17 protein-coding genes, 2 pseudogenes and 1 riboswitch are annotated in these 22,394 nt (G+C 73.0%); of the genes and pseudogenes, 5 read left to right on the top strand and 14 right to left on the bottom strand.

What is annotated here, in order from left to right:
- Positions 1–6: 6 nt before the first annotated feature.
- The 10 genes from eno to HCJ93_RS07645 form a co-directional block, all read right to left on the bottom strand.
- Positions 7–1,287 (bottom strand): phosphopyruvate hydratase, encoded by a 1,281-nt coding sequence (gene eno, locus HCJ93_RS07690; RefSeq protein ID WP_309141336.1) that lies wholly within the window; start codon positions 1,285–1,287, stop codon positions 7–9.
- 349 nt (positions 1,288–1,636) lie between these two features.
- Positions 1,637–2,311 (bottom strand): LysM peptidoglycan-binding domain-containing protein, encoded by a 675-nt coding sequence (locus HCJ93_RS07685; protein WP_167992328.1) that lies wholly within the window; start codon positions 2,309–2,311, stop codon positions 1,637–1,639.
- A gap of 4 nt (positions 2,312–2,315) precedes the next feature.
- A riboswitch (cyclic di-AMP (ydaO/yuaA leader) is annotated at positions 2,316–2,485 on the bottom strand.
- A gap of 204 nt (positions 2,486–2,689) precedes the next feature.
- Positions 2,690–3,694 carry a transglycosylase family protein gene (locus HCJ93_RS07680; RefSeq protein ID WP_167992326.1) on the bottom strand — a complete coding sequence of 335 codons (1,005 nt, stop codon included), beginning with the start codon at positions 3,692–3,694 and terminating at the stop codon, positions 2,690–2,692.
- A 222-nt stretch (positions 3,695–3,916) separates the two neighbouring features.
- Positions 3,917–5,212 (bottom strand): cytochrome P450 family protein, encoded by a 1,296-nt coding sequence (locus HCJ93_RS07675; protein WP_167992325.1) that lies wholly within the window; start codon positions 5,210–5,212, stop codon positions 3,917–3,919.
- An 84-nt stretch (positions 5,213–5,296) separates the two neighbouring features.
- Positions 5,297–6,121: a hypothetical protein gene (locus tag HCJ93_RS07670; protein ID WP_167992323.1), complete on the bottom strand. Its 825-nt coding sequence runs from the start codon at positions 6,119–6,121 to the stop codon at positions 5,297–5,299.
- 138 nt (positions 6,122–6,259) lie between these two features.
- Positions 6,260–7,252 carry a nucleoside triphosphate pyrophosphohydrolase gene (locus HCJ93_RS07665; protein ID WP_309141335.1) on the bottom strand — a complete coding sequence of 331 codons (993 nt, stop codon included), beginning with the start codon at positions 7,250–7,252 and terminating at the stop codon, positions 6,260–6,262.
- Between the two features lie 98 nt (positions 7,253–7,350).
- Positions 7,351–7,998 (bottom strand): SurA N-terminal domain-containing protein, encoded by a 648-nt coding sequence (locus HCJ93_RS07660; RefSeq protein WP_167992322.1) that lies wholly within the window; start codon positions 7,996–7,998, stop codon positions 7,351–7,353.
- A 222-nt stretch (positions 7,999–8,220) separates the two neighbouring features.
- Positions 8,221–9,717: a serine/threonine-protein kinase gene (locus HCJ93_RS07655; RefSeq protein WP_206317107.1), complete on the bottom strand. Its 1,497-nt coding sequence runs from the start codon at positions 9,715–9,717 to the stop codon at positions 8,221–8,223.
- Positions 9,718–9,758: 41 nt separating this feature from the next.
- A complete protein-coding gene (locus HCJ93_RS07650; RefSeq protein ID WP_167992318.1) occupies positions 9,759–10,418 on the bottom strand; it encodes a hypothetical protein in 660 nt (219 codons plus the stop codon).
- Between the two features lie 163 nt (positions 10,419–10,581).
- A complete protein-coding gene (locus HCJ93_RS07645; protein WP_167992316.1) occupies positions 10,582–12,630 on the bottom strand; it encodes an N-6 DNA methylase in 2,049 nt (682 codons plus the stop codon).
- 201 nt (positions 12,631–12,831) lie between these two features.
- On the opposite strand from HCJ93_RS07645, the gene HCJ93_RS07640 reads away from it, so the two are divergent.
- A complete protein-coding gene (locus tag HCJ93_RS07640; protein ID WP_167992310.1) occupies positions 12,832–13,326 on the top strand; it encodes a hypothetical protein in 495 nt (164 codons plus the stop codon).
- 48 nt (positions 13,327–13,374) lie between these two features.
- The gene (locus HCJ93_RS07635) at positions 13,375–14,154 is read left to right on the top strand and encodes a hypothetical protein (RefSeq protein ID WP_167992308.1); all 780 of its coding nucleotides are present in this window, start codon (positions 13,375–13,377) and stop codon (positions 14,152–14,154) included.
- Positions 14,155–14,207: 53 nt separating this feature from the next.
- Here the strand turns inward: HCJ93_RS07635 and HCJ93_RS07630 are convergent, their stop codons facing one another.
- The gene (locus tag HCJ93_RS07630; RefSeq protein ID WP_167992307.1) at positions 14,208–14,951 is read right to left on the bottom strand and encodes a GNAT family N-acetyltransferase; all 744 of its coding nucleotides are present in this window, start codon (positions 14,949–14,951) and stop codon (positions 14,208–14,210) included.
- A 60-nt stretch (positions 14,952–15,011) separates the two neighbouring features.
- Positions 15,012–15,991, bottom strand: a pseudogene (locus HCJ93_RS07625) (ArsR/SmtB family transcription factor).
- A 56-nt stretch (positions 15,992–16,047) separates the two neighbouring features.
- Here HCJ93_RS07625 and HCJ93_RS29335 point away from each other — a divergent pair.
- Both HCJ93_RS29335 and HCJ93_RS07615 read left to right on the top strand, forming a co-directional pair.
- Positions 16,048–16,260 (top strand): SDR family NAD(P)-dependent oxidoreductase, encoded by a 213-nt coding sequence (locus tag HCJ93_RS29335; protein WP_206317085.1) that lies wholly within the window; start codon positions 16,048–16,050, stop codon positions 16,258–16,260.
- A 2-nt stretch (positions 16,261–16,262) separates the two neighbouring features.
- Positions 16,263–17,437 (top strand): annotated as a pseudogene (locus HCJ93_RS07615) (MFS transporter); the annotation flags it as partial.
- Here HCJ93_RS07615 and HCJ93_RS07610 read toward each other — a convergent pair.
- Positions 17,418–18,182 carry an HNH endonuclease family protein gene (locus HCJ93_RS07610; protein WP_167992305.1) on the bottom strand — a complete coding sequence of 255 codons (765 nt, stop codon included), beginning with the start codon at positions 18,180–18,182 and terminating at the stop codon, positions 17,418–17,420. The pseudogene HCJ93_RS07615 and the gene HCJ93_RS07610 overlap by 20 nt on opposite strands.
- Before the next feature lie 156 nt (positions 18,183–18,338).
- Between HCJ93_RS07610 and HCJ93_RS07605 the strand changes: the two genes are divergently transcribed.
- Positions 18,339–18,524, top strand: a complete 186-nt coding sequence (locus HCJ93_RS07605; RefSeq protein ID WP_167992303.1) for an antitoxin — start codon at positions 18,339–18,341, stop codon at positions 18,522–18,524.
- Between the two features lie 170 nt (positions 18,525–18,694).
- On the opposite strand, the gene mfd is transcribed toward HCJ93_RS07605, so the two are convergent.
- Positions 18,695–22,228 (bottom strand): transcription-repair coupling factor, encoded by a 3,534-nt coding sequence (gene mfd / locus HCJ93_RS07600; RefSeq protein ID WP_167992301.1) that lies wholly within the window; start codon positions 22,226–22,228, stop codon positions 18,695–18,697.
- Positions 22,229–22,394: the final 166 nt, after the last annotated feature.

The raw sequence follows: 22,394 nt of genomic DNA, 5'->3' as shown, positions 1-22,394 counted from the left end.
GTGGCGTCAGCCCTTGAAGCGCGGGAAGGCGGAGCGGCCGGCGTAGACCGCGGCGTCGTCGAGGATCTCCTCGATGCGCAGCAGCTGGTTGTACTTGGCGACGCGCTCGGAGCGGGCCGGGGCGCCGGTCTTGATCTGGCCGCAGTTGGTGGCGACGGCGAGGTCGGCGATGGTGACGTCCTCGGTCTCGCCGGAGCGGTGGGACATCATGCACTTGTAGCCGTTGCGCTGGGCCAGCTCGACCGCGTCCAGGGTCTCGGTGAGCGAGCCGATCTGGTTGACCTTCACCAGCAGGGCGTTGGCGGCGCCCTCCTCGATGCCGCGGGCCAGGCGCTCGGGGTTGGTGACGAACAGGTCGTCACCGACGAGCTGGACCTTGTCACCGAGCTTGGCGGTGATGGTCTTCCAGCCCTCCCAGTCGTCCTCGAACAGCGGGTCCTCGATGGAGACCAGCGGGTAGGCCTCGACCAGCTCGGCGTAGTACTCCGTCATCTCGGCGGCGGAGCGCTCCTTGCCCTCGAAGACGTAGGAGCCGTCCTTGTAGAACTCGGACGCGGCCACGTCCAGGGCGAGCGCGACCTGCTCGCCGGGGGTGTAGCCGGCCTCCTTGATGGCCTCGAGGATGAGGTCGAGGGCCTCGCGGTTGGAGCCGAGGTTCGGGGCGAAGCCGCCCTCGTCGCCGAGGCCGGTGGACAGCCCCTTGCTCTTCAGGACCTTCTTCAGGGTGTGGTAGACCTCGGCACCCCAGCGCAGCGCCTCGGAGAAGGACTCCGCGCCGATCGGGGCGATCATGAACTCCTGGATGTCCACGTTGGAGTCGGCGTGCGAGCCGCCGTTCAGGATGTTCATCATCGGCACCGGCAGCAGGTGCGCGTTGGGGCCGCCCAGGTAGCGGAAGAGCGGCAGGTCGCTGGCCTCGGAGGCGGCGTGGGCGACGGCGAGGGAGACGCCGAGGATGGCGTTGGCGCCGAGGGAGCCCTTGTTGTCGGTGGCGTCCAGGTCGAACATGGCCTGGTCGATCAGGCGCTGCTCGGTGGCGTCGTAGCCGACCAGCTCGGGGCCGATCTGCTCGATGACCGCGAGAACGGCCTTCTCCACGCCCTTGCCGAGGTAGCGGTTCGAGTCGCCGTCGCGAAGCTCGATGGCCTCGAAGGCGCCCGTGGAGGCGCCGGACGGGACGGCGGCACGGCCGGTGCTGCCGTCGTCGAGGCCGACCTCGACCTCGACCGTGGGATTGCCTCGGGAGTCCAGGATTTCCCGGGCTACGACGACGTCGATGGACGGCACGAGCATCTCCTTCTTGGATGTGACGCGAGTGTGCAGGGCCGTGGTGGCGCTGCGAGACCGAGCCTAACCGGCTCCGGGCGATCGGCCATCCGGTCGCCCATCCCGTGGGACGGAACCGAGCATAGATTGTTTCCGTGCGGAACAAACAGGTTTCCGTCCGCTTCCGTGGATTCCACAGGTTCCACGGGTTCCACGGGTTCCATGGGTTCCATGGGTTCCACGGGTTCCTCGGATCCCACGGATCCCACGGTCCCCCCGGAAGCCTCCACGGCCGCGGTTCCATGCAGAAGCCCGCCCCGGTGCGTACGGGGGAACACGCACCGGAGCGGGCGGACAGCGGGGCCGCTGCTTACTTCAGGTGCAGCTGCTGGCCCGGGAAGATGAGGTCGGCGTCCTCGATGATGTCGTCGTTCAGCTCGAAGAGCTTCTCCCAGCCGCCCTTGACGCCGTGCTCGGCGGCGATGGAGCTGAGGGTGTCGCCCTTGACGACCTTGTACTCGCCGTCGCCCTTCTCGACCTTGTCGCCGGCCGGGGTGGTGACGGTCTTCTCGGCCTTCGGCGCCGGGCGCTCGGCGGAGCGGGAGGCCTTCTGCTCGGTGCGCTCGGCGGGGGCCTCGGCCTTGGGGGCCTCGGCGGCGGCACCGCTGTACGGGGTGCTGGACAGGTTCTTGCCGCACACCGGCCAGGCACCCTTGCCCTGGCCCGCGAGCACCTTCTCGGCGATCTCGATCTGCTGCGCCTTGGTGGCCTTGTCGGCGGTGGCGGCGTACTTGGTGCCGCCGTAGGCGGCCCAGGTGGAGGCTGAGAACTGCAGACCGCCGTAGTAGCCGTTGCCGGTGTTGATGGACCAGTTGCCGCCGGACTCGCACTGGGCGACGGCGTCCCACTCGGAGGCGGTGGCGGCGGAGGCCGAGCCGGCCGCCATCAGCGGGGCGGCGACGGCGGCGCCGGTGACACCGGCGATGGCGATGGCGCGGGTGGCCTTGTTCGGACGACGGTGCTTGCCCTTGCCGGAAAACAGCATGGATGGATCCCCTCACCGACGCCTGCGAGGTGAGCTGTCGGGTTCGGGCCGGTTGAGTTGCCCGGCCACGTCCCTCTCGGGACGCGGCTTCACCCCAAGCCGCGCTCCGGTGCCAGGCACCGGAAACGGCACTTACCTTGGGTCCCCCGCTCCTGCCTACGGCGCATGACGCGACGACTGTTCCCGGGTGCCGCTGGCAGGATTCGGCGTGGCGGCAGCCGGGGCCCGCGATGGCGAGCGGTCACGACCGTAGACACCGGTTCGACCGATTTTCAAAGACGATCAGGGCTTCTGAGACCTATCTCTCACCGCGTTTATATCGGACATTCAGCTCGAATCATGACGCCAACTGCCGTCCGGTCCACGGCTTTTCGCCCCTCACTCCCCTCTCGCGCCTTCTGCGACCTCAAGCGTCTGACCGGGCAGGATGAGGTCCGGGTCGTCACCGACGACCCGCTGGTTCCGCTCGTACAGCGCACGCCAACCGCCGTCCACCTCGAGGGAGTCGGCGATGGACCACAGGCTGTCCCCGCGGCGGACGGTGTAGGAGCCGCCGGAGGCGTCGTCCGAGGGGCGTGCGGCATGCCGGCCGGACGGCCCGGAGGCGAGGCCCTCCTCCTTCTCCTCGGCGCTGGGGCCACGATGCCGGCCGGTCCCGGAGGAGCCGCCGGTGTCGGTCAGCGCGGAAGAGCCCGTACCCTGGCCGGACTTGTCCGACTCGTCACCGTTTCCGGCCGTTTCGGAGGCCGAGGGCTCAGGGTCGGCGTCGGCGGACGTGCCGGACTCGGGTGACTCGCTCGCATCGGCCGGGTCCGAGGAGCCTCCCGAGCCGCTGCCGTACTCCCCGCCCTCCGCGACGGAGGGGGACGGAGACGAGGAGGCCGACGGATCGGCGGATCGCGACGTTCCGGACTCATCGGAGGTTTCGGAGGATCCGGAGCTTTCCGGCGCGTCCGTGGAGGACGGCGACGGCGAGCCCGTGCCCGCGCCGGTCTCCTCGGCCCCGGAGCCCTGCTCGAGACCCGAGAGCAGCCCGCAGGCACGCCAGGCGCCGACACCCCGGTCGGCGAGTATGCGCTCCGCGACCTCGATCTGCTGGTTCCGGCTGGCCTGGTCGGCGCTGGGCGCGTACTCGAGACCGCCGTAGTTCTCCCAGTCGTCCTGGGTCAGCTGGAGGCCGCCGTAGTAGCCGTTGCCCGTGTTCTGGCTCCAGGAGCCGCCCGACTCGCACTCCGCGACCCGGTCCCAGGTCTCCCCGTCGGCCGCGCTGGCGCCGCTCGCTCCCAGAAGCGGAATGGCGATGGCGGATCCGGTCACTCCGGCCGCGACAAGGAGAGCCGGAGCCTGGCGGGGGCGACGGTGGCGACCGTTCCCGGAGAGCATGCGGAAACCTTTCAGACGACAGCAGTGGCCGGCGCGGCGAACCGGAATTGGACGTCGCGTTGACAGGTGAACGTATCGGCAGACGATCAGCAGTCACAAGTTCATGCCGCGCAGATCACGTGAAGATCACATAGTTGAATGTGTGTCACGTTTGCGCCGGCCGGAAGAGGTGCCCGCAGCGCCGGCCTTCAGGGCCCCCGCAGCGCGGTCCGTTTCCGGACGTCAGCTCCGCAAAGGCGTGAATTCCACGGGCAGGGTGCGCAGTCCGCGCATGATGAGCCCGCCGCGCCAGCGCAGTTCGTCCGGTTCGACCGCAAGGCGCAGATCCGGCAGCCGGGTCAGCAGGGTGCCGATCGCGGTCTGCCCCTCGAGCCGGGCCAGCGGCGCGCCCAGGCAGTAGTGGATGCCGTGTCCGTAGCCCAGGTGCTGGTTGTCGCGCCGGGCGAGGTCGAGCACGTCCGGGGCGGCGAACCGCTCCGGGTCACGGTCCGCCGCGGCGAGCACGACCAGCACGGGGTCCCCGGCCTCGATGCGCTGTCCGCCGATGACCACCGGCTCGGTGGCGAACCGCCAGGTGGCGATCTCCACCGGGCCGTCGTAGCGCAGCAGTTCCTCCACCCCGGTGATCAGCAGCTCACGCTCCCCCGCTTCCAGGGACCGCTGCAGCCGGGCCCGCTGACCGGGGTGGGTGAGCAGGGCGTAGGTGCCGTTGCCGATGAGGTTGACGGTGGTCTCGAAACCGGCGAACAGCAGGATGAACGCCATCGCGGCGGCCTCGTTCTCGGTGAGGTGCTCGCCGTGGTCGGAGGCCCGGATGAGACCGGAGATGAGGTCCTCACCCGGTGCCGGCTGCGCGGGCAGGGCCGCGCGCTTGCGGTGGATGAGGTCGGCGAGATAGCCGCGCATCTTCTTCACCGAGCGGGCCACTCCGCCGCGCGGGCCGCCCTGGTGACGGATCATCATGCCCGCCCAGTCCCGGAAGTCGTCCTGGTCCTCGCGGGGCACGCCGAGCATGTCGCAGATGGCGTAGATGGGCAGCGGGAAGGCGAACTCGTGGATGAGGTCGGCCGACCCCCGTGCGGCGAACCGGTCGATCAGGCTGTCGGTCAGCTCCTGCACCCTGGGCGCGAACTCGGCGACCCGGCGCGGCGTGAACGCCTTGCTGACCAGCCGGCGCAGCCGGGTGTGGTCCGGCGGGTCGATGTTCAGCAGATGCGTCATCAGCTCCGCCTTGCGCTCGCCCGGGATGCCCGTCTTGCCCTTGGCGTGCTCCGGCTCGTCGTGATGCGCCGGGTTCTTGGAGAGCCGGTTGTCGGCGAGGGTCTGCTTGGCGTCGGCGTAGCGGGTGACCAGCCAGGCCTCGACCCCGCTGGGCAGGCGGGTCCTGTGCACGGGGGCGTGCTCGCGCAGCCAGGCGTAGGCCGGGTACGGATCGGTGGCGAACTCCCAGGTGAAGAGCTCGGGCGCGGGCGGCGGCTGCGGCGTGTCGTGCTGATCGGTCGGCTGCTGGTCGGTCACCTTCCGACCGTATATCGGGGCCTGGGGGCGTTTGACCGCGGGCGGGCGGCGGAGGGCCGCAGCCGGAACCGCCCCGTGCCGGCTTCAGTCACGGGTCAGCTCCTTCAGCTGGTCCTGGATGTCGTTCGCGAAGGAACTCTGCATGTCGGCGTACCAGGCGGTCGAATACCAGTGGCCCTTCACGTACGAGGGGCGCCCGGTCGCGACGAGGCGGCAGGGGATGTCCCCCTTCTCCAGGTCGGCGAGGAACACGTCCGCCCTCGCCATCGCCTTCTCGTACCCGGACGGTGCCGCGGGGTCCTGGTAGGCCGTCACGCGGTAGAGGAGGACGTAGCGCATGTGCAGCCCGATGTCGAGAACCGCCCTGAGCCGCCTGGCGGGATCCTTCTCGGCGTCCTTGTACGGCTGGCGGGCGTAGTCGGCGCCGGCCTTGAAGCGGTCGGTGCCCAGCGGTCCCTGCGCCCCGGTGATCCACAGGCCGCGGATGAGCCGGCCGGGCGCCAGGGCGAACCTGCCCAGCCCCGGGCCGGGGCGGTCGGCGATGCGCTCCGGAGTGCCCGCCTCACCGCTCGGGGCCGCGTCCACGTTGCCGTACCGGCCGCCGGGCTTGCCGGACGTGACGACGTCGGTGGACTTGTAGGGGAGGAACAGCGGCCTCGGGTTCACCGGCCTGTCGCACCGTCCCTCGCCGGGGGTGCCCTCGGGCAGGTGCGACGCGGCGGCCGCGAGCGCGGCGCGCCGTTCCTCGTAGCGCGGCCGGTACTCCTCGAGGATCTGCCTCAGGGCCCTCTCCGTCCGCGCCTCCTTGTCGTCCGCGCTCTCCTCGCTGCCGTCACAGCCGGACAGCAGCGTGGCGACCAGGACCGCCGCCACGCCCAGGGCGGCCCCCCTCCGCATCCCCAGGCGCATCCGATTCCTTCCCCTCGACGCGGTTGCCCTGGGCAAGGGTGCCCGAGACGGGCCGGCCGCATCCAGAGGCGGGGCACACTCGGCCCCGCCACCGTCCCGTACCACCGGGCGGTGCCGCCCCGGGCGGGCCCGGTGCGACTAGCTCCCCGGGGCCGACTCGGCCGCGAGCACCGCGTCGCGGTAGGCACGGGCCGCCGCGCGCAGGGCCGCCTCCGGGTCGATGCCCTCCTCCTCGGCGCGTATCGCCAGCGTCAGGAGCTCGTAGCCGATGCCGTCGGTGCGGGGCGGGGGCACGTCCAGGCCGGCCGTGCGGACCCGTGAGGCCAGCTTGGCGGCCAGGGCCAGGGCGGGCTGGCCGAGGGGGATGCCCTCGGTGACGGAGGTGCGGCGCTTCTCGACGGCCTTGGTGCGCAGCCAGTGCTCCTTGACCTCCTCCGGGGTGGCCGCCGTCGCGTCGCCGAAGACGTGGGGGTGGCGGTGGATGAGCTTGTCCACGATGCCGGCGGCCACGTCGTCGACGGAGAAGGGCTGCTCGGGGTGCTCCTCGGCGATCCGGGCGTGGAAGACGACCTGGAGCAGGACGTCGCCGAGCTCCTCGCGCAGCTCGTCCCGGTCGCCCTCCTCGATCGCCTCGACCAGCTCGTACGCCTCCTCGATGCCGTACTTCGCCAGGCCCTTGTGGGTCTGCAGGGAAGACCAGGGGCACTCGGCGCGGATGCGGTCCATCACCTGCACCAGGTCGAGGAGACGGGCGCCGGGCAGGTCGTAGGAGGCGGGCAGCAGCTCCAGCTCGGGCATCCGGACGCGTCCGCCGCCGGCGAGGCGGGCCAGTCCGTCGGTGAGCGCGGGCTCGCCCTCCCCCCTGGCGACGACCACCACCGTGCGCCCGCCCGCGCAGGCATCGACCACTTCCTCGGCGGTCGGGGCGGCCTCCTCCACGGCTATCCCCGCCTCCCGCAGATGGGGCAGCTGGGGATGGGCACCGTCGGCGCACAGCACCCGGTCGGCCGCGTGCAGCGCCTGCCAGGCCGGCCAGGACAGCAGGCCGGGCGCGACCCGGTGGCTGGTGGTGAGCAGGACGACACGGCCTGGAGCGGCCTCGGCGGGGGTGTCGGAGCTGATGGCGTTCACGCTCCGAAACTAACCCACGCCGCCGACAGCCCCCGAGTTGTCCACAGGCCGCCTTCCGCCGGCCCGCGGCCTGCGGCTCGGCAGGCTCACGGCCCGTGTCAGGTGGGCTGCTGGGTGTCCGCCGACGTCACGTCCCGCAGCCAGGGGGTTCTGGCGTCCACCCGGCTGCTCTTGTTGACGTCCCAGGTGCCGTAGCGCGGGTTGATGTCCACGCCGAGTTCCTTGCCGGCCTCGGAGAGGGCCTTCCAGAACTCGGGGCGGCTGGTGTCCGTGCCGAGCTTCTCGGCGAGCTTCTGGGCCTTCAGCTGCAGGCGGAGGTTCTCCTCCAGGCGCTGCGGCGGGATGCCGTACTGCTGCAGCCAGGCCCGCTCCAGGGCCTCGGCGCCACCCGCCTGGTCCTCCATGTCGGCGCGCATCCGCTGCACCTCGCGGGGCGTCACACTGACCCCGGCCTCGCGCGCGGCGTGGTCCAGGACGCGGTCCAGGACCATGCTGTGCAGGGTGTCGCGGGTGAGGCTGCCGGTGCGGGCGATGGCCTGCTCGTACTGGGCCTCGTCGGGGACGGCCTCGCGCTGCGCCGCGCGGACCTCCTTCACCCGGTTCTCCAGCTGCGACACGGTGATCCGTTCGTCGCCGACGACGGCTGCCGCGCCCGGGTGCGCATCGTTTCCGCAGGCGGTGAGCAGGGGGCCCGCTGCGGCGATCGCGGCGGTGAGCAGGAGCGCGGTGCGACGGCGGCGGTGCAAGGAAACCTCCTGAGGGAGCTTGTGCGGCGGTGCACAAAGTCTTGCGGTGATCGATGGTAGGCACGGGGCAAGCTCTGGCCAACCCATTCGACCAACGATTCACCACGACTTCGGGCACCGGCACCCCGCACGCCGGCGCCCCGGCCCGGCCGAGCCCGCCCCGGCGGCGTCCGCCGGACCTCGGCCGCGCACCCGCTCCGGCACCGCGGCGTCCGCCGGATCTCAGCCGCGCACCTGCCCCAGCCACTGCAGCGTCCGCCGGATCTCCACGGCGAGCGGATGCCCGGGCCCCTGGCCGCGCTCCACGTCGTGCAGCAGCCGGACGAGGGTGTCGTGGGCGGCGGCCCGGTCGCCGAGGGCGAGCAGCAGATGCCCGATGCGGCGGCGCACCTCGTGGGCGAGCCGCGGGTCGTCGGCGGCCACGTACTGGTTCTCGTAGTACGGCAGCAGCGCCCGGTACTCGGCGAGCGCCCCGGCGGGGTCGCCGAGCTGCTCCAGGCACTGGGCGGCCTCGTAGCGATAGCGCAGCGACTGCGGGTCGGCCTGCCCGGCCTCGGCGGCGCGCTCGGCGGCGAGCCGGCGCAGTTCCGGCAGCGCCCGGCGGTACTGGCCGTCGTCGAGCAAGGTGGCCGCGTACTGCTTGCGCAGGGTGCGCACCACCGGGGAGTTCTCGCCGTGCTGCTCGGCGGCGACGGGCAGGATCGAGCCGAGGATGTCGACGGCCTGGGTGATCCGGCCCTCGCCGAGGAGCCGCTTGACCTCGTCGACGGCGGCGGCCACATCGGCCTTCTCCGCGGCCGGGGAGGCGGGCGCGGCCGGGGCGGGCCGGGGTGCGGGGGTGCGGGACCGGTCCGGCCAGGGGGCGAGCGGCCGCAGGAAGGGGCGGGTGGGGTCGAGCGGTGCCCCGGTGGGCGTACCGCGGGCGGGCAGCAGCGGCTCCAGGTGCTCGTAGACCTCCTGCGCGGAGGCCGGGCGGTGCTGCGGGTCCTTGGCGAGCAGCCGCAGCACGAGGGACTCCAGCGCCTCGGGCACCTCCGGGCGGAGGGTGCGCACCGGGGGCGGCGGTTCGTACAGGTGCCGGTGCAGCACGCCGAGCGCGGTGGAGCCGGAGAAGGGGACGTCGCCGCTGAGCAGTTCGTGCAGCAGCACCCCGAGCGCGTACAGGTCGGTGTAGGGGCCGACCGCGCCGCCCATCGCCTGCTCGGGCGCCATGTAGCTGGGCGAGCCTATGGGGGTGCCGGTGTGGGTGAGGCGGGTGGTGTCCGCGTCCATGACGGAGGCGACGCCGAGGTCGAGCACGGTGACGGTGCCGTCCTGCCGGACCATCACATTGCGCGGCTTGAGGTCGCGGTGGACGATCGGCACCGCGTGCACGGCGCTCAGCACCGCGCACAGCTGGGCGGCCACCGCGACCGCCCACGGCCACGGGTAGGGCGCGTGCTCGGCGAGGTGGTCGCCGAGGTCGGCGCCGTCGACGTACTGCATGACGAGGAACAGCTCCTCGCCCTCGCTGCCCGCGTCGTGCACGGTGACCAGGCCGGGGTGGTCCACCTGGGCGGTGACACGGCACTCGCGCACGAAGCGGCGCCGCAGTTCGTCCGCCTCCTCCCCGGCCACCTTGTCGGGCCGCAGCAGCTTCACCGCCACCCGCCGGTCGAGCCGCTGGTCGTACGCCGTCCAGACCTGGCCCATGCCGCCCTGGCCGAGGAGCGTGGACAGCTCGTAGCGGCCCGCGACGACCCGTCCCGTCGTCGTCACGCTCACCTTCCGTTCCCGGGCCCGGCCGGGCGGCCGCCCTGGCCGTCCTGGCGGCGCAGGTAGTCACTGAGTTCGTCGAGCTCGGCGCGCACCTGGTCGATGCGGGCCGGCGCGGGGCGCGGCGGCGGCGCCGGGGTGGGCGGCGTCTGCGGCACCGGGGTGTGGGGCCCGGGGGTGTGCGGCACGTGGGGTGCCTGCGGCACCGGCGTGTGCGGCGGCTGCGGTACGGGCGTGGCGGCGTACGGCGAGGCGGGCTGCGGGTAGCCGTAGGGCGCGGGGGCGCCGGGGGTCTGCACGGTGGTGGCGTGCGGCGACGGCGGCACCGCGGCGCCGGGGCGGTGCGGCTGGTGCCAGCGGATGTCCGTGATCAGGAAGTACGTGCTGGACGCGGCGCCGGTGAGGATGAGCAGGCCGAGCGCGATGTCGCCGCGGACGTCCGACTCCGGCACCGAGCCGACCACCGTCAGCAGCACGATCGACAGGACCATGCCGGACCAGGCCAGCACCCAGTCCACCGTGCGCGCCCGCAGGATGGCGATCCGGAACAGCGGCACGGCGGCCAGCAGTCCGCAGGACAGGATGCCGGCGGCGGCGAACAGCACACGCAGGGTGATGATCGTTGCCGCGCTGCGGGTGGGCGGCGCCGCGCCGTGGCCGTACATGACTGCTCCTGGACCGTGAGGCCGATGGGGATGTGGTGCGAGCGTCAGAGCTCCTCGGGAAGTCTGAGCGTATAGGCCGACAGGGACAACCGGTCCCCGGTTGTACCGAACCGTTGTCGACACGATCACATCCGCGCCCCGCGGGTGCCGGGGCGGGCAGTCCTCAGCCGGGCGGGATCGTGCCGTCGGTGAGGCCGTCGTACATGCCGCGCACCAGCTGTTCGCCGAGGCGCCCGGCCTGGCGCAGCGCCCGTTCGAACTCGTCCAGGGCGCGGAAGCGGGCGCCGTAGCGGCGCTGTTCCTCCAGCGGCAGCCGGGGCAGCTGGAGCCGGCGCACGTCGAGCCGGGTGGCAGTGGACGCATAGCTGCTGGCCTGGCGGTTGTTGGCGGTGCCGCGCAGGAACCCGGCGAGGAACCAGGGGTCGAGCGCGTCGGGGTCCGGGCGCAGCAGCACCAGGTTGCGGCCGAGCGCGGCCCCCGCGGTGGCCTCGTCGACGACGCGGGCCACGGAGCCTCCGCCGAGCACGGGGACGACGACGTCGCCGGGTTCGGTGAGCACCGCCTCCTCGTCGCTCTCCGGGAGCGTCCCGGACGGGCCGGTGCCGTGGAGGACGTCGTGGTCGGTGAGGACCGGCACGCGCTCGCGGCCGCCGCTGCCGCCGGTGCGCATCACCAGGGCACCTCCGCGCGCCAGTTCACCGACGGTGGTGAGCGGGCGGCGCGGTGCCCCGGCGGCGGGGGCGGGTGCCACGGGCGGCGGGGTCAGCCGGGCGGTGAGCCGGAGGGTCTCGTCGAGGCGTTCGCGCACCTCGGCGAGGCGGGCGGGGCCGTCGGCGGCGGCCGGGGGCGGCAGATGACGGGCCGGGGCGAGATCGACGTCGTCGTCGAGCAGTTCGATGACGGGTACGGAGCGGGCCAGGCCGGGCCGTTCGTCGAGCCGCCCGGACCGCTCGAAGGTGCGCCAGGCGTCGAGCAGCGTCTCGCGCACGCCCTGCCAGTCGGGGCCGCCGCGGCCCTCCCCGGCGAACCGGCCCGCGTCGGCGAGCAGCAGCTCCGGCTGTGCGGGCACCTGCCCGGGGCGGCGCAGCAGCCACAGGTGCAGCGGCAGGTTGTAGGGCGGTGCCGCGCCCAGCGGCAGCGCGAGCACGGCCCTGAGCGCGCCCCGGCGCAGCAGGTCGGCGCGGATCCGGCGGCCGGAGCGGCGGGAGGCGACGGCGGGCGGCATCAGCAGCACGGCGGTGCCACCGTCCTTCAGCCGGGCCAGGGCGTGCTGCACCCAGGCCAGCTCGGACTCGGTGCGGGCGGGGAATCCGTACTCCCAGCGCGGGTCGTAGGCGAGTTCGTCGTGGCCCCAGTTGCGTTCGTTGAACGGGGGGTGGCACAGCACGGCGTCGGCGCGCAGCTCCGGGTGAGCGTCGGCACGCAGGGTGTCGCCGGCGGCGGCGTGCACGGGTGCCCGGGTGTGCAGGGCGAGGCGCAGGGCGGTGAGCGCGGCGAGTTCGGGGGCGGCGTCCTGGGCGTAGAGCTCCTGGCCGGGGCGGGGTGTGACGGCGCGCAGCAGGACGCCGGTGCCGCAGGCGGGGTCGAGGACGGTGCGGGCGGGTCCGGCCAGTTCCGCCATGAGCGCGGCGAGGTCGGCGGGGGTCGGCGTGTACTGGCGCGGGTTGGCGTCGACGTGCCGGCCGAGGAGGAACTCGAAGGTCTGCCGGGCGCCGAGCTCGGCGGCGAGTTCGGCGACGCCGCGCAACAGCGGTACGGAGGGCCGCAGTCGGGCGGCGGTGAGGTCCCGCGGGGCCGCGGGCCTGGTGAGTTCGCGGTCCAGGGCCCGGGGCAGGGCATCGGCGAGCTGCTCGTCGGAGCCGGTGGACAACGTCAGCCAGACGGTGGGCCGTTCGTGGATCAGCAGCAGCACGCAGCCGGCGTGCAGCAGGGCGGTCACCGGCTCCTCGGGGTGGCCGGTGACCTGTTGCCAGACGCGTTCCCGCAGGGGCACCTCGGCGAGCTTGCCGTGGCGGCGCAGCCAGTCCTCGACCTCGGCGAGGGCGAACGAGGGGCTGGTCTCGGTGCCGCCGACGGGCTGGGGGAAATCGGCGTGCCGGCGGCGCCAGTTGCTGACGGCGGCCCGGCCGACCCCGGCCAGCCGGGCGATCTCGGCGGCCGTGACCTCCGTGGCGCCGTCCTGGGCGTCTCCTGCCTGCCGCGTCCGCTGCACCCGCCGACTCCCCTCGCCCCACGTGATCACGTTCGTGTGAGGCCGAGCATACCGGCGTATACGTCGAACGACGGTTCACGTCGTGTACGGATGAGATTCCGTGAATCGTGTTGACTCGGTTCACAGCTCATGCTCTGATTGACCGCGTGAACGAGCGGTCGCCGGGGAGCGGCGGCCGCACCGTTGGGGAGGGACACAGTCATGGGCATGAAGACCAAGGTCGCGCTGGGCGCCGTCGTGGGGCTCGTCGTCATCGGCGCCGTCTCCGCGAACTCCGGTGACACCGGGCAGGGTCCGTCGGGCAAGGGCTCCTCCGCGTCCGCCGAGCGGCAGTCGGGCGACAACAGGACGGCCGACGGCAAGGGCACCCAGGACGCCAAGGGCGGCGACTCCGCCGGCAAGGGCGCCGGGACGCTCTCCCAGGCCGAGCAGTTCAAGGCCTTCGTGGAGAAGAACGGCTCGCCCCAGGAGAAGAAGGCCGTCGCGCACGTGACCAAGGTCCAGGGCGCCGAGGAGCAGAACGACATCCTGGACGCCGCCGACGTCTACACCGACTTCACCGGCGGCCTCATGGGCGAGGGCGCGGGCCCCGCCAAGCTGATCGCCTCGGCCTTCGCCGACTGGAAGCAGAGCAAGAACGGCCTGGTCACCGTCTACGACGCCAACGGCGAGCTGCTCGGCAACGGCGAGTTCTGACCGCCCCTCACCATCCCCTGCAACCAGATCCCCGTAAGGAAGACCGCCATGCGTCGCACCGCGCTCGCCACCCTCTGTCTCGTCGCCGTGACCGGGGCCGGGCTCACCGGCTGCCTGCCCGGCGAGGACAAGGCGCCGAAGGCCTCCGAGCAGTCGGAGGGGGTGAAGGACGGGAAGAACGCCGGGAAGGAGCCGTTCGCCGGGCTGAGCGGCGGCGAGATCGCCGACCGTGCCGTGGCCGCCACGACCGGCGCCTCCTCGCTGCGAATGCGCGGCGACGTGCCCGACGAGGGGTCCGGCGCCATGGCCTTCGACATGGCGCTGGACCGCAAGGGCCGGTGCGCCGGCACCCTGACCATGAAGGGCGGCGGCGAGGCCGAGCTGATGAAGACCGGCGACACCCTCTACATCAAGTACGACGGGGCGTTCCTGCGGGCCCAGAGCGAGGGCGAGCCGAAGGCCGACGTCGACGCGGCCGTGGACATGCTGGCGGGCAAGTGGACCAGGATGTCCGCCACCGGCGCGGACGCCGAGGAGATCGCGGCCTTCTGCGACCTGGACGAGGTGCTCGGCGACGTGGAGGAGGGCGGCTCCACCGCCGACCGGGGCCGGACCACGACCGTCGACGGCACCCCGGCGCTGACGCTGACCGAGCGCGACGGCAAGGACCGCTACACCATCTACGTCGCCACCGAGGGCAAGCCGTACCTGCTGCGGATCGACAGCACCGCGGACGGCGACACGCCCATCCACTTCTCGGACTACGAGAAGCCGGTCCCGGTCAGGAAGCCCGAGGGCGAGATCGTGGATCTCGACGCCCTGGGCTGACGAACCGTCACAGGCGGCGACCCGTCACGGCCGGCGGTCACGGCCGCCGGCCGTCACAGCGGGTGCCGCATCCACACATTGGGCTCGACGTACACGGCGTGGTCGCCCCGCACGTCGCACTGCACCGGCACCAGCGCCCCGGGCACCTCGACGGGGCCGTCGGTGTCGAAGGGCAGCCCCGTCCAGTCCCGCCACTCGGCGAGAGACCCGGACACCGTCATGGACGCCGGCGCCACCCGGTCCACGGTGGCGCCGGCCCGTGCGTGCACCCGCATCCACGGGTCGTGCGGCAGCCCGTCGGGGCGCACCCGGGCCACGTACTCGTCCATGGGGGTGCGGGGTTCCAGGTGCTTGGCGCTGGGCCGCACCGGGGCGACCACCTCGTCGAAGCCGCGCGCCCTGGCGTTGTCCCGCATCGCGGTGAGCATCAGCGCGGACAGCCCGCGGCCCTGAGCGTGCGGGGCGACGGTGACGGCGATCGCGCTGACCGTGTCCGGCCGCGTCCCGGCGCGCAGATCGGCGAAGGCCCACACCGACACCCTGTCCCAGCCGCGTGCGGGCAGTTCCCCGCGGCCTTCGGTGTGCAGGGCGAACGGCACGCTGTAGGCGGTGGCGACGACCTCGCCCTGCTCGTCCTCCGCGAACAGCACGTACTCGGGCAGCTCGGCGGCGATCCGCAGGTAGTGCGCGGAGCCCACGAGGTCCTGGATGACGAAGACGGGCCAGCTGTCCGCCATGTCCCGCACCTGCTCCCACATGCCGGGCCGCTCCGCGAGACTCATGATCTTGAAGGCCATGCCGCCACCGTACGCATCCGCCGCTCCGCCGACCAAACGGGTTTTCGTCTCCCGAGGGGTCTACTGCCGCAGCAGGAGCCGGTCGGCGAGCCCGCTGCGCCGGTACAGCACCTGGCGTCCGTCGCGGGCGCGGGTGACCAGGCCCGTGGCGTGCAGCACGCGCAGGTGCTGGGAGACGGCGCTGGGCGTCACCCGCAGACGGCGGGCCAGCTCCACGGTCGGCAGCGGCTCCTGAAGGGGAGGCCGAGGAGCCGTACCCGGGGTGCGCCGATCAGGGACACCAGGGCCTCGTCGTCGGGGGGCGGCGGCTCGTCCCACAGGGTGGCCACTCCCCTGCTCGGGTAGACCAGGCTGGGCGGCTCGTCCGGGCTGACCGGAGGCGCCGGCTTGTGCGCGAAGACCGACGGCAAGAGCAGCAGTCCCCGGCCGGCGGCCGCCACCCGGTGCCTGCTGATCATCTGGCTGATGTGCAGCTCGCCGTCCCGCCAGCGCAGGTTGGGGTGCATGTCGGCGAAGAGCAGCCGGGCGCCGCCCAGGGCGAGCTGCCGCGCCCGGTAGGTCATGTCGGCCTCCAGCACCAGCCGCATCTGCGGCCACATCGGCTCCAGGGCCACCTGCCAGTACTGCCGCAGCACCTCGCAGATGGCGTCGCGCAGGGCGCAGACCCGGTCGTCGTCGCCGAGGGCGTCGTGCAGCGGGGCGGGGAGCGGGTCCGGGGCGTGCGCGAGACGCAGGTCGTGGCGGACCTGGCCGGGGCGGGTCCGGCGGACCATGTCCAGCTCCTCGTCGAAGGACGGGGCGAAGCCGGCCGGGTTGGGGGTCAGGAAGTCGGGGAGGGTGCGCCGCTGGGCCACCAGTGACATCAGCAGCCCGGTGTCGAGCGCGCCGAGCCTGCCCAGCACCGACCTGCGCCAGGGCAGATGCAGCGCGGAGAGCCCCGGGTCCTGCAGCACCCGCAGGCTGAGCAGGGTCTCGTGCAGGGGCGAGAGCGCGAAGCGCGTGTCCGCGAGGTCCTCGACGCCGAGCACAAAAACGATCATTAAGCCATACGCTACATCGATTCCGCTCCAGTCACCGGTGCCCTGAACTGCCACCCATGACACGGACACGGACGACTCATGCGCGCCGCACGGCGATCGTGACCGGTGCGGCCCGGGGGATCGGGGCCGCGGTGGCCCGGCAGCCGGCCGCGGACGGAACGGCGGTCGGCGTCCTCGGCCCGGACGAGGCGGACCGCGCCGCCACGGTGGAGGCCGCGAGCCTCGCCTCGGGCCAGGTCCCGTACGCCGCCGGCGGACCGGTGGACTGAGGATGGGCCGCCGGACGACTCTGCTGCTCGCCGTCACCTGCGCGGTGGCCGTGGGCAACCTCTACTTCCCGCAGGCGATCACCCCCCTGGTCGCCGAGGACCTGCACACCTCCGCCGACTCGGCCTCGGCGGCGGTGACCGCCACCCAGGCCGGCTACACGGCGGGGATGTTCCTGCTGGTGCCGCTCGGCGACCGGCTCCCGCACCGCCGGTTCCTGACGGTCCTGCTCCTGCTGACCGGCGCCGGACTGCTCGCCGCGGGCTGCGCCCCGTCCCTGCCGGTCCTCGTCGGCGCCGGCGCGCTGATCGGTCTCACCACGGTGGCGGCGCCGCTGGTCGGGCCGTTGGCGGCCGGGCTGGTGGCGGCCGAGCGCCGGGGGGCGGTGCTGGGCACGCTGATGACCGGGTCGATCGGCGGGATGCTGCTGGCCCGCGCCTTCAGCGGGACCCTCGGCGAGCGGCTGGGCTGGCGGGCACCGTATCTGGCGGCCGCCGCGCTGGTCCTGGTGCTCGCCGTGGTCGTGGCGCGCAGCCTGCCCGTCACCACCCCGCCCTCCTCCCAGCCGTATCCGGCGCTGCTGGCCGGGGCGCCGCGCCTGCTGCGCACCGAGCCCGAGCTGCGGCGCTCCTGCCTCTACCAGGCGACGGTCTTCGCCGGGTTCTCCGCCGTGTGGACGTGCCTGGCGCTGCTGCTCACCGGTCCCGCCTACGGCATGGGCGCCCAGGCCGTGGGGCTGCTCGCCCTGGTCGGCGGCGCCACCATGATCTGCACCCCGCTCGCCGGGCGCCTGGTGGACCGCCACGGGCCGGGCCCGATGAACCTCGCCTGCCTGCTGGGCGTGCTGCTGTCGGCCGCGGTCCTCACCGCCGGGGCGCTGGGCGGGATGCCGGGCCTTGCCGCGCTGGTGGCCGGCACGCTGCTGCTCGACGTGGCCATGCAGTCCGGGATGGTGGCCAACCAGGCCCGCATCTACGCGCTGCGCGCCGACGCCCGCAGCAGGCTCAACACCGCCTACATGACCTGCGCGCCTACCTGGGCGGCAGCGCCGGTTCCTGGCTGGGCACCCGGGCCTGGGCGGAGGCCGGCTGGCCGGGGGTGTGCGCGCTGCTCGCCCTGCTCACGCTGCCCGCGCTGGCCCGGCACCTCAAGGCGCCGGTCAGCCGCCGCACTGCCGCAGCATCATCCGCTTGTCCGCCGCGGTCACCGGCATCTCGTACTTGACGGCGACCTGGGCGAACCGGACCGCGTAGGCGCAGCGGATGCGCTTGCGGGGCGGCAGCCAGGAGGCGGGCCCCGAGTCGCCCTTGGCGGAGTTGGCCCGGCCATGAACCGGCATCAGATTGAGCACGTCGTTGGCCAGTTGGCGGCGCTTGTGCTCCGGCCAGCGCGCGGCGCCCATCTGCCAGCTGTAGCTGAGCGGGACGACATGGTCGATCTGCACCTCGGCGGCCCGCCGCTTGCGCCACTCGATGGTCTTGCCGGTGTAGGGGTCGTGCAGGGTCATGGCGACCACCACGCAGTCGGATCCGGAGCGGAAGCGGAGCCGGAGGCCGTCGCGCTGCAGCACGTCGTTGCGGGTGTCGCAGCCGTTCCTGGCCAGCGGCACCCCGTCGGCGGTGTCCAGCCAGGCGTAGCCGAACTCGTCCCGCTCATAGCCGGTCCGCGGTCCGCGGCCCTTGGTGGCGACCCGCTCGATGAGCCGGACGGCCGCCGCGCGGTCCTGCGCGCTGGTGACGGGGGCCAGCCCGGGGGCGGTACCGTCCGGGTTCTTCAGGGGGCTGACGGCTCTGGTGTCCCGCTCGGCGGGCTCGGCACCGGCGCCGGCCGAGCCGCCCCCGGGCAGCCCCTCGCACCCGGTGAGAAGCGCCAGCGCGGCGAGCACCGCCGCCGTCGCCCCGGTCCGCCGCTCGTGTCGCGTCACCGCGTCCCTCCCCTTGCCCGCAGTACGGGCCCGCTCGCACGGACCCGAGCGCAGCGTAGCGAGAAAGAGGTCAGACCATATCGCCCCCAAACGGGCATAACAGGCGAGCGGCGCGTATCGTCGGTCGTGAGTCGAGTCATCCGGAAGGAGCTCTGTATGGGCATCTTCGACAAGCTCAAGGGCAACAAGGCGGCACGACAGAAGGCCCATCAGGGTTCGGACGCCGCCGAGAAGCAGATCAACGAGAGGACCGGCGGCAAGTACGAGAAGCAGGTCGACACCGGGCAGCAGCAGGCCGAGGAGCGGCTCGGCATGGACCGCGACCGCCCCGACCAGCAGTAACCCGCGCCGACCGGACCGACCGACACCGGCTCAGAAGCCGTCCGCGGCGCGCCGCGGACGGCTTCCGGCGTCCCCTTCGATCTCTTCGCTCTCTCCGCTCGCTGATCCGCGTCGCTCTCTCCGCTCGCTGATCCGCGCTCTTCCGCTCTCCTGGATCTCCCGCTCGCGGGTCACGAGTCCAGCACCGAGGTCAGGAACTCCCCGACCCAGCTCAGCAGCTCACGCCCGAGAAGCGGCTTCCCGCCGACCTTCGCGGTCTTCGGGCGGGGCACCAGCACCTGCCGCACCGCCGGCTTGATGACCGAGCCGGGGTAGAGGCGCTTCAGGCGCAGCTCCTGGGACTCGCGCAACTCCACCGGCGCGAAACGGATGTTGTTGCCCTGCAGGACGATCTCGCTCACCCCGCAGGCCCGCGCCAGCATCCGCAGGCCCGCCACGAGGAGCAGGTTCTCCACTGGCTCAGGCAACTTGCCGTAGCGGTCGACCAGTTCCTCGCGGACGGCCTTGATGTCCTCCTCGGAGTTGGCGGAGGCGATGGCCCGGTAGGCCTGCAGGCGCAGCCGCTCGCCGGGGGCGTAGTCGTGCGGGACGTGCGCGTCGACCGGCAGCTCGATCTTCACCTCGAGCGGCGGTTCCTCCTCGATCTCCCCGGTCTCCAGCTGGCGCCGGTAGTCCGCCACGGCCTCGCCGACCATGCGCACATACAGGTCGAAGCCGACGCCCGCGATGTGGCCGGACTGCTCGCCGCCGAGCAGGTTGCCGGCGCCGCGGATCTCCAGGTCCTTCATCGCCACGTACATGCCCGCGCCCATCTCGGTGTGCTGGGCGATGGTGGCCAGGCGCTCGTGCGCGGTCTCCGTGAGCGGCTTCTCCGGCGGGTACAGGAAGTAGGCGTAGCCGCGTTCCCGGCCGCGGCCCACCCGGCCGCGCAGCTGGTGCAGCTGGCTCAGGCCGAACGTGTCGGCGCGCTCCACGATCAGGGTGTTGGCGTTGGAGATGTCGATGCCGGACTCGACGATGGTCGTCGAGACCAGCACGTCGAACTTCTTCTCCCAGAAGTCGACGACGACCTGCTCGAGCACCGACTCCGACATCTGGCCGTGGGCGGTGGCGATCCGCGCCTCCGGCACGATGTCCCGCAGCCGGGCGGCGGCCCGGTCGATGGACTCGACCCGGTTGTGGATGTAGAAGACCTGGCCCTCACGCAGCAGTTCGCGGCGGATGGCCGCGCCGATCTGCTTCTCCTCGTAGGGGCCGACGAAGGTGAGCACCGGGTGGCGCTCCTCCGGCGGGGTGGTGATCGTGGACATCTCCCGGATGCCGGTGACCGCCATCTCCAGGGTCCGCGGGATGGGCGTGGCGGACATGGTGAGCACATCGACGTTGGCGCGGAGCTTCTTCAGCTGCTCCTTGTGCTCGACGCCGAAGCGCTGCTCCTCGTCGACGATCACCAGACCGAGGTCCTTGAATCTGGTCTCGGAGGAGAACAGCCGGTGGGTGCCGATGACCACGTCCACCGAGCCGTCGCGCAGGCCCTCCAGGACCGCCTTGGCCTCGGTGTCGCTCTGGAAGCGGGACAGCGCCCGCACGTTCACCGGGAACTGGGCGTACCGCTCGCTGAAGGTGCCGAAGTGCTGCTGCACCAGCAGGGTGGTGGGCACCAGCACGGCGACCTGCTTGCCGTCCTGGACGGCCTTGAACGCCGCCCGCACCGCGATCTCGGTCTTGCCGTAGCCGACGTCGCCGCAGATCAGCCGGTCCATCGGGACCGACTTCTCCATGTCCTCCTTGACCTCGGCGATGGTGGTGAGCTGGTCGGGCGTCTCCGCGTAGGGGAAGGCGTCCTCCAGCTCGCGCTGCCAGGGCGTGTCGGGGGCGAAGGCGTGGCCCGGGGCCGCCATCCGCGCGCTGTACAGCTTGATCAGGTCGGCGGCGATCTCCTTGACCGCCTTCTTGGCGCGCGCCTTGGTCTTGGTCCAGTCGGCGCCGCCGAGGCGGTGCAGGGTGGGTGCCTCGCCGCCGACGTACTTGGTGATCTGCTCCAGCTGGTCGGTGGGGATGTAGAGCCGGTCACCGGGCTGGCCGCGCTTGGCGGGCGCGTACTCCACGACCAGGTACTCGCGGGTGGCGCCCTGCACGGTGCGCTGCACCATCTCGATGTAGCGGCCGACGCCGTGCTGCTCGTGGACGATGTAGTCGCCCGCCTCCAGGGTGAGCGGGTCGATGGTCTTGCGGCGCCGGGCCGGCATCCGGGCGCCCTCCCGGCCGGACGCCTTCTGCCCGGTCAGGTCGGTCTCGGTGAGCACGGCCAGCTTCAGCCCGGGGGCGACGAAGCCGCGGTCCAGGCAGCCGCAGGCGACATGCACCACGGACGGTGAGATCCCGTCGAGGTCGGTCTCCAGCCGGGCGGCGATGCCCTCGTTGCCGAGCACCTCGACGGTGCGGGCGGCCGGGCCGTGGCCCTCGGTGACGAACACCGTGCGCCAGCCGTCGGCCAGCCAGCCCTTGGTGTCGGCGAGGGCCCGCGCGGTGTCGCCGCGGTAGGTCTCGGGGGCGTTCAGGCCCAGCTTGAGCGTGTCGCCGTCGAGCTCCTCGTCGGCCGCGAACGGCGACACCGACCACCACATCATGCCCAGCTCGCGGGCCCGCTCGCGGACGTCGGCGATGGACCACAGGGAGGCCGCGCCCACGTCGATGGGCGCCTCGCCACCGCCGGCGGTGGCGGCCCAGGAGGCCTGCAGGAACTCCTGCGAGGTGGCCACCAGGTCGGCGGCCCGGGTGCGCACCCGCTCCGGGTCGCAGACGACGGCCATGGCGCCCGCGGGCAGCACGTCCAGCAGCAGCTCCATGTCGTCGACCAGGACCGGGGCGAGGGACTCCATGCCCTCCACGGCGATCCCCTCGGCGATCTTGCCGAGCAGTTCGCCCAGCTCCGGGTGGCGCTCGGCGAGCGTCCGGGCGCGGGAGCGCACCTCGTCGGTGAGCAGCAGCTCGCGGCAGGGCGGGGCCCACAGGCCGTGCTCGGCGACCTCCAGTGAGCGCTGGTCGGCGACCTTGAAGTAGCGGATCTCCTCGACGTCGTCGCCCCAGAACTCCACCCGCAGGGGGTGCTCCTCGGTGGGCGGGAACACATCGAGGATGCCGCCGCGCACCGCGAACTCGCCGCGCTTCTCCACCAGCTCCACCCGCGCGTACGCGGCGGCGGCGAGCGCCTCGACGACCTCGTCCAGATCGGCGCTCTGGCCGGTGCGCAGGGAGACGGGCTCCAGGTCGCCTAGCCCCTTGACCTGCGGCTGGAGGACGGAGCGCACGGGCGCCACGATCACGGAGACCGGGCCGGTCTCCGGGTCGTCGCCGCTGGGGTGGGCGAGCCGGCGCAGGACCGCGAGCCGGCGGCCCACGGTGTCGCTGCGCGGGCTGAGCCGCTCGTGCGGGAGGGTCTCCCAGGCGGGGTACTCCACCACGCCCTGCGGGGGCAGCAGGGAGCGCAGGGCGTCGACCAGGTCCTCGGCCTCCCGCCCGGTCGCCGTGACCGCGAGCACGGGGCGGCCGGTCTCGCGGGCCAGGGCGGCGACCGCGAAGGGCCGCGCGGCGGGCGGGCCGACCAGGTCGAGGTGCATGCGGTTGCCCTCGGTGGCGGCGGTGACCGCTTCCGCGAGGGCGGGGTCCTTGACTACGGCGTCGAGCAGACCGTGCAGGCTCATGGAGGGGCGCTTCCATCCAAGGGTGGGCAACACGAAGGGCCCGACGCGTGGCGCGGCCGGGGTCTCCAGCGTACGTCCGTTACGGCAGTGACCGGGGCCGCCGCCGTCCGGGGCGGCCCCGGTCATGCGTGAGCCCGGTGCCGGACGTCCCCGTGGACGTGCAGGC

Origin of the sequence: Streptomyces composti (genome assembly GCF_012034205.1) — a bacterium.
Taxonomy (GTDB): Bacteria; Actinomycetota; Actinomycetes; order Streptomycetales; family Streptomycetaceae; genus Streptomyces; species Streptomyces composti.
This window is presented reverse-complemented; position numbering and strand designations above follow the sequence as displayed.

Bases quoted from the DNA above. Each gene is read 5' to 3' on its own strand.
- HCJ93_RS07685 (WP_167992328.1), bottom strand. From the start codon at position 2,311: ATGCTGTTTTCCGGCAAGGGCAAGCACCGTCGTCCGAACAAGGCCACC.
- HCJ93_RS07680 (WP_167992326.1), bottom strand. From the start codon at position 3,694: ATGCTCTCCGGGAACGGTCGCCACCGTCGCCCCCGCCAGGCTCCGGCT.
- HCJ93_RS07670 (WP_167992323.1), bottom strand. From the start codon at position 6,121: ATGCGCCTGGGGATGCGGAGGGGGGCCGCCCTGGGCGTGGCGGCGGTC.
- HCJ93_RS07650 (WP_167992318.1), bottom strand. From the start codon at position 10,418: ATGTACGGCCACGGCGCGGCGCCGCCCACCCGCAGCGCGGCAACGATC.
- HCJ93_RS07640 (WP_167992310.1), top strand. From the start codon at position 12,832: ATGGGCATGAAGACCAAGGTCGCGCTGGGCGCCGTCGTGGGGCTCGTC.
- HCJ93_RS07635 (WP_167992308.1), top strand. From the start codon at position 13,375: ATGCGTCGCACCGCGCTCGCCACCCTCTGTCTCGTCGCCGTGACCGGG.
- HCJ93_RS07630 (WP_167992307.1), bottom strand. From the start codon at position 14,951: ATGGCCTTCAAGATCATGAGTCTCGCGGAGCGGCCCGGCATGTGGGAG.
- HCJ93_RS29335 (WP_206317085.1), top strand. From the start codon at position 16,048: ATGACACGGACACGGACGACTCATGCGCGCCGCACGGCGATCGTGACC.
- HCJ93_RS07605 (WP_167992303.1), top strand. From the start codon at position 18,339: ATGGGCATCTTCGACAAGCTCAAGGGCAACAAGGCGGCACGACAGAAG.
- mfd (WP_167992301.1), bottom strand. From the start codon at position 22,228: ATGAGCCTGCACGGTCTGCTCGACGCCGTAGTCAAGGACCCCGCCCTC.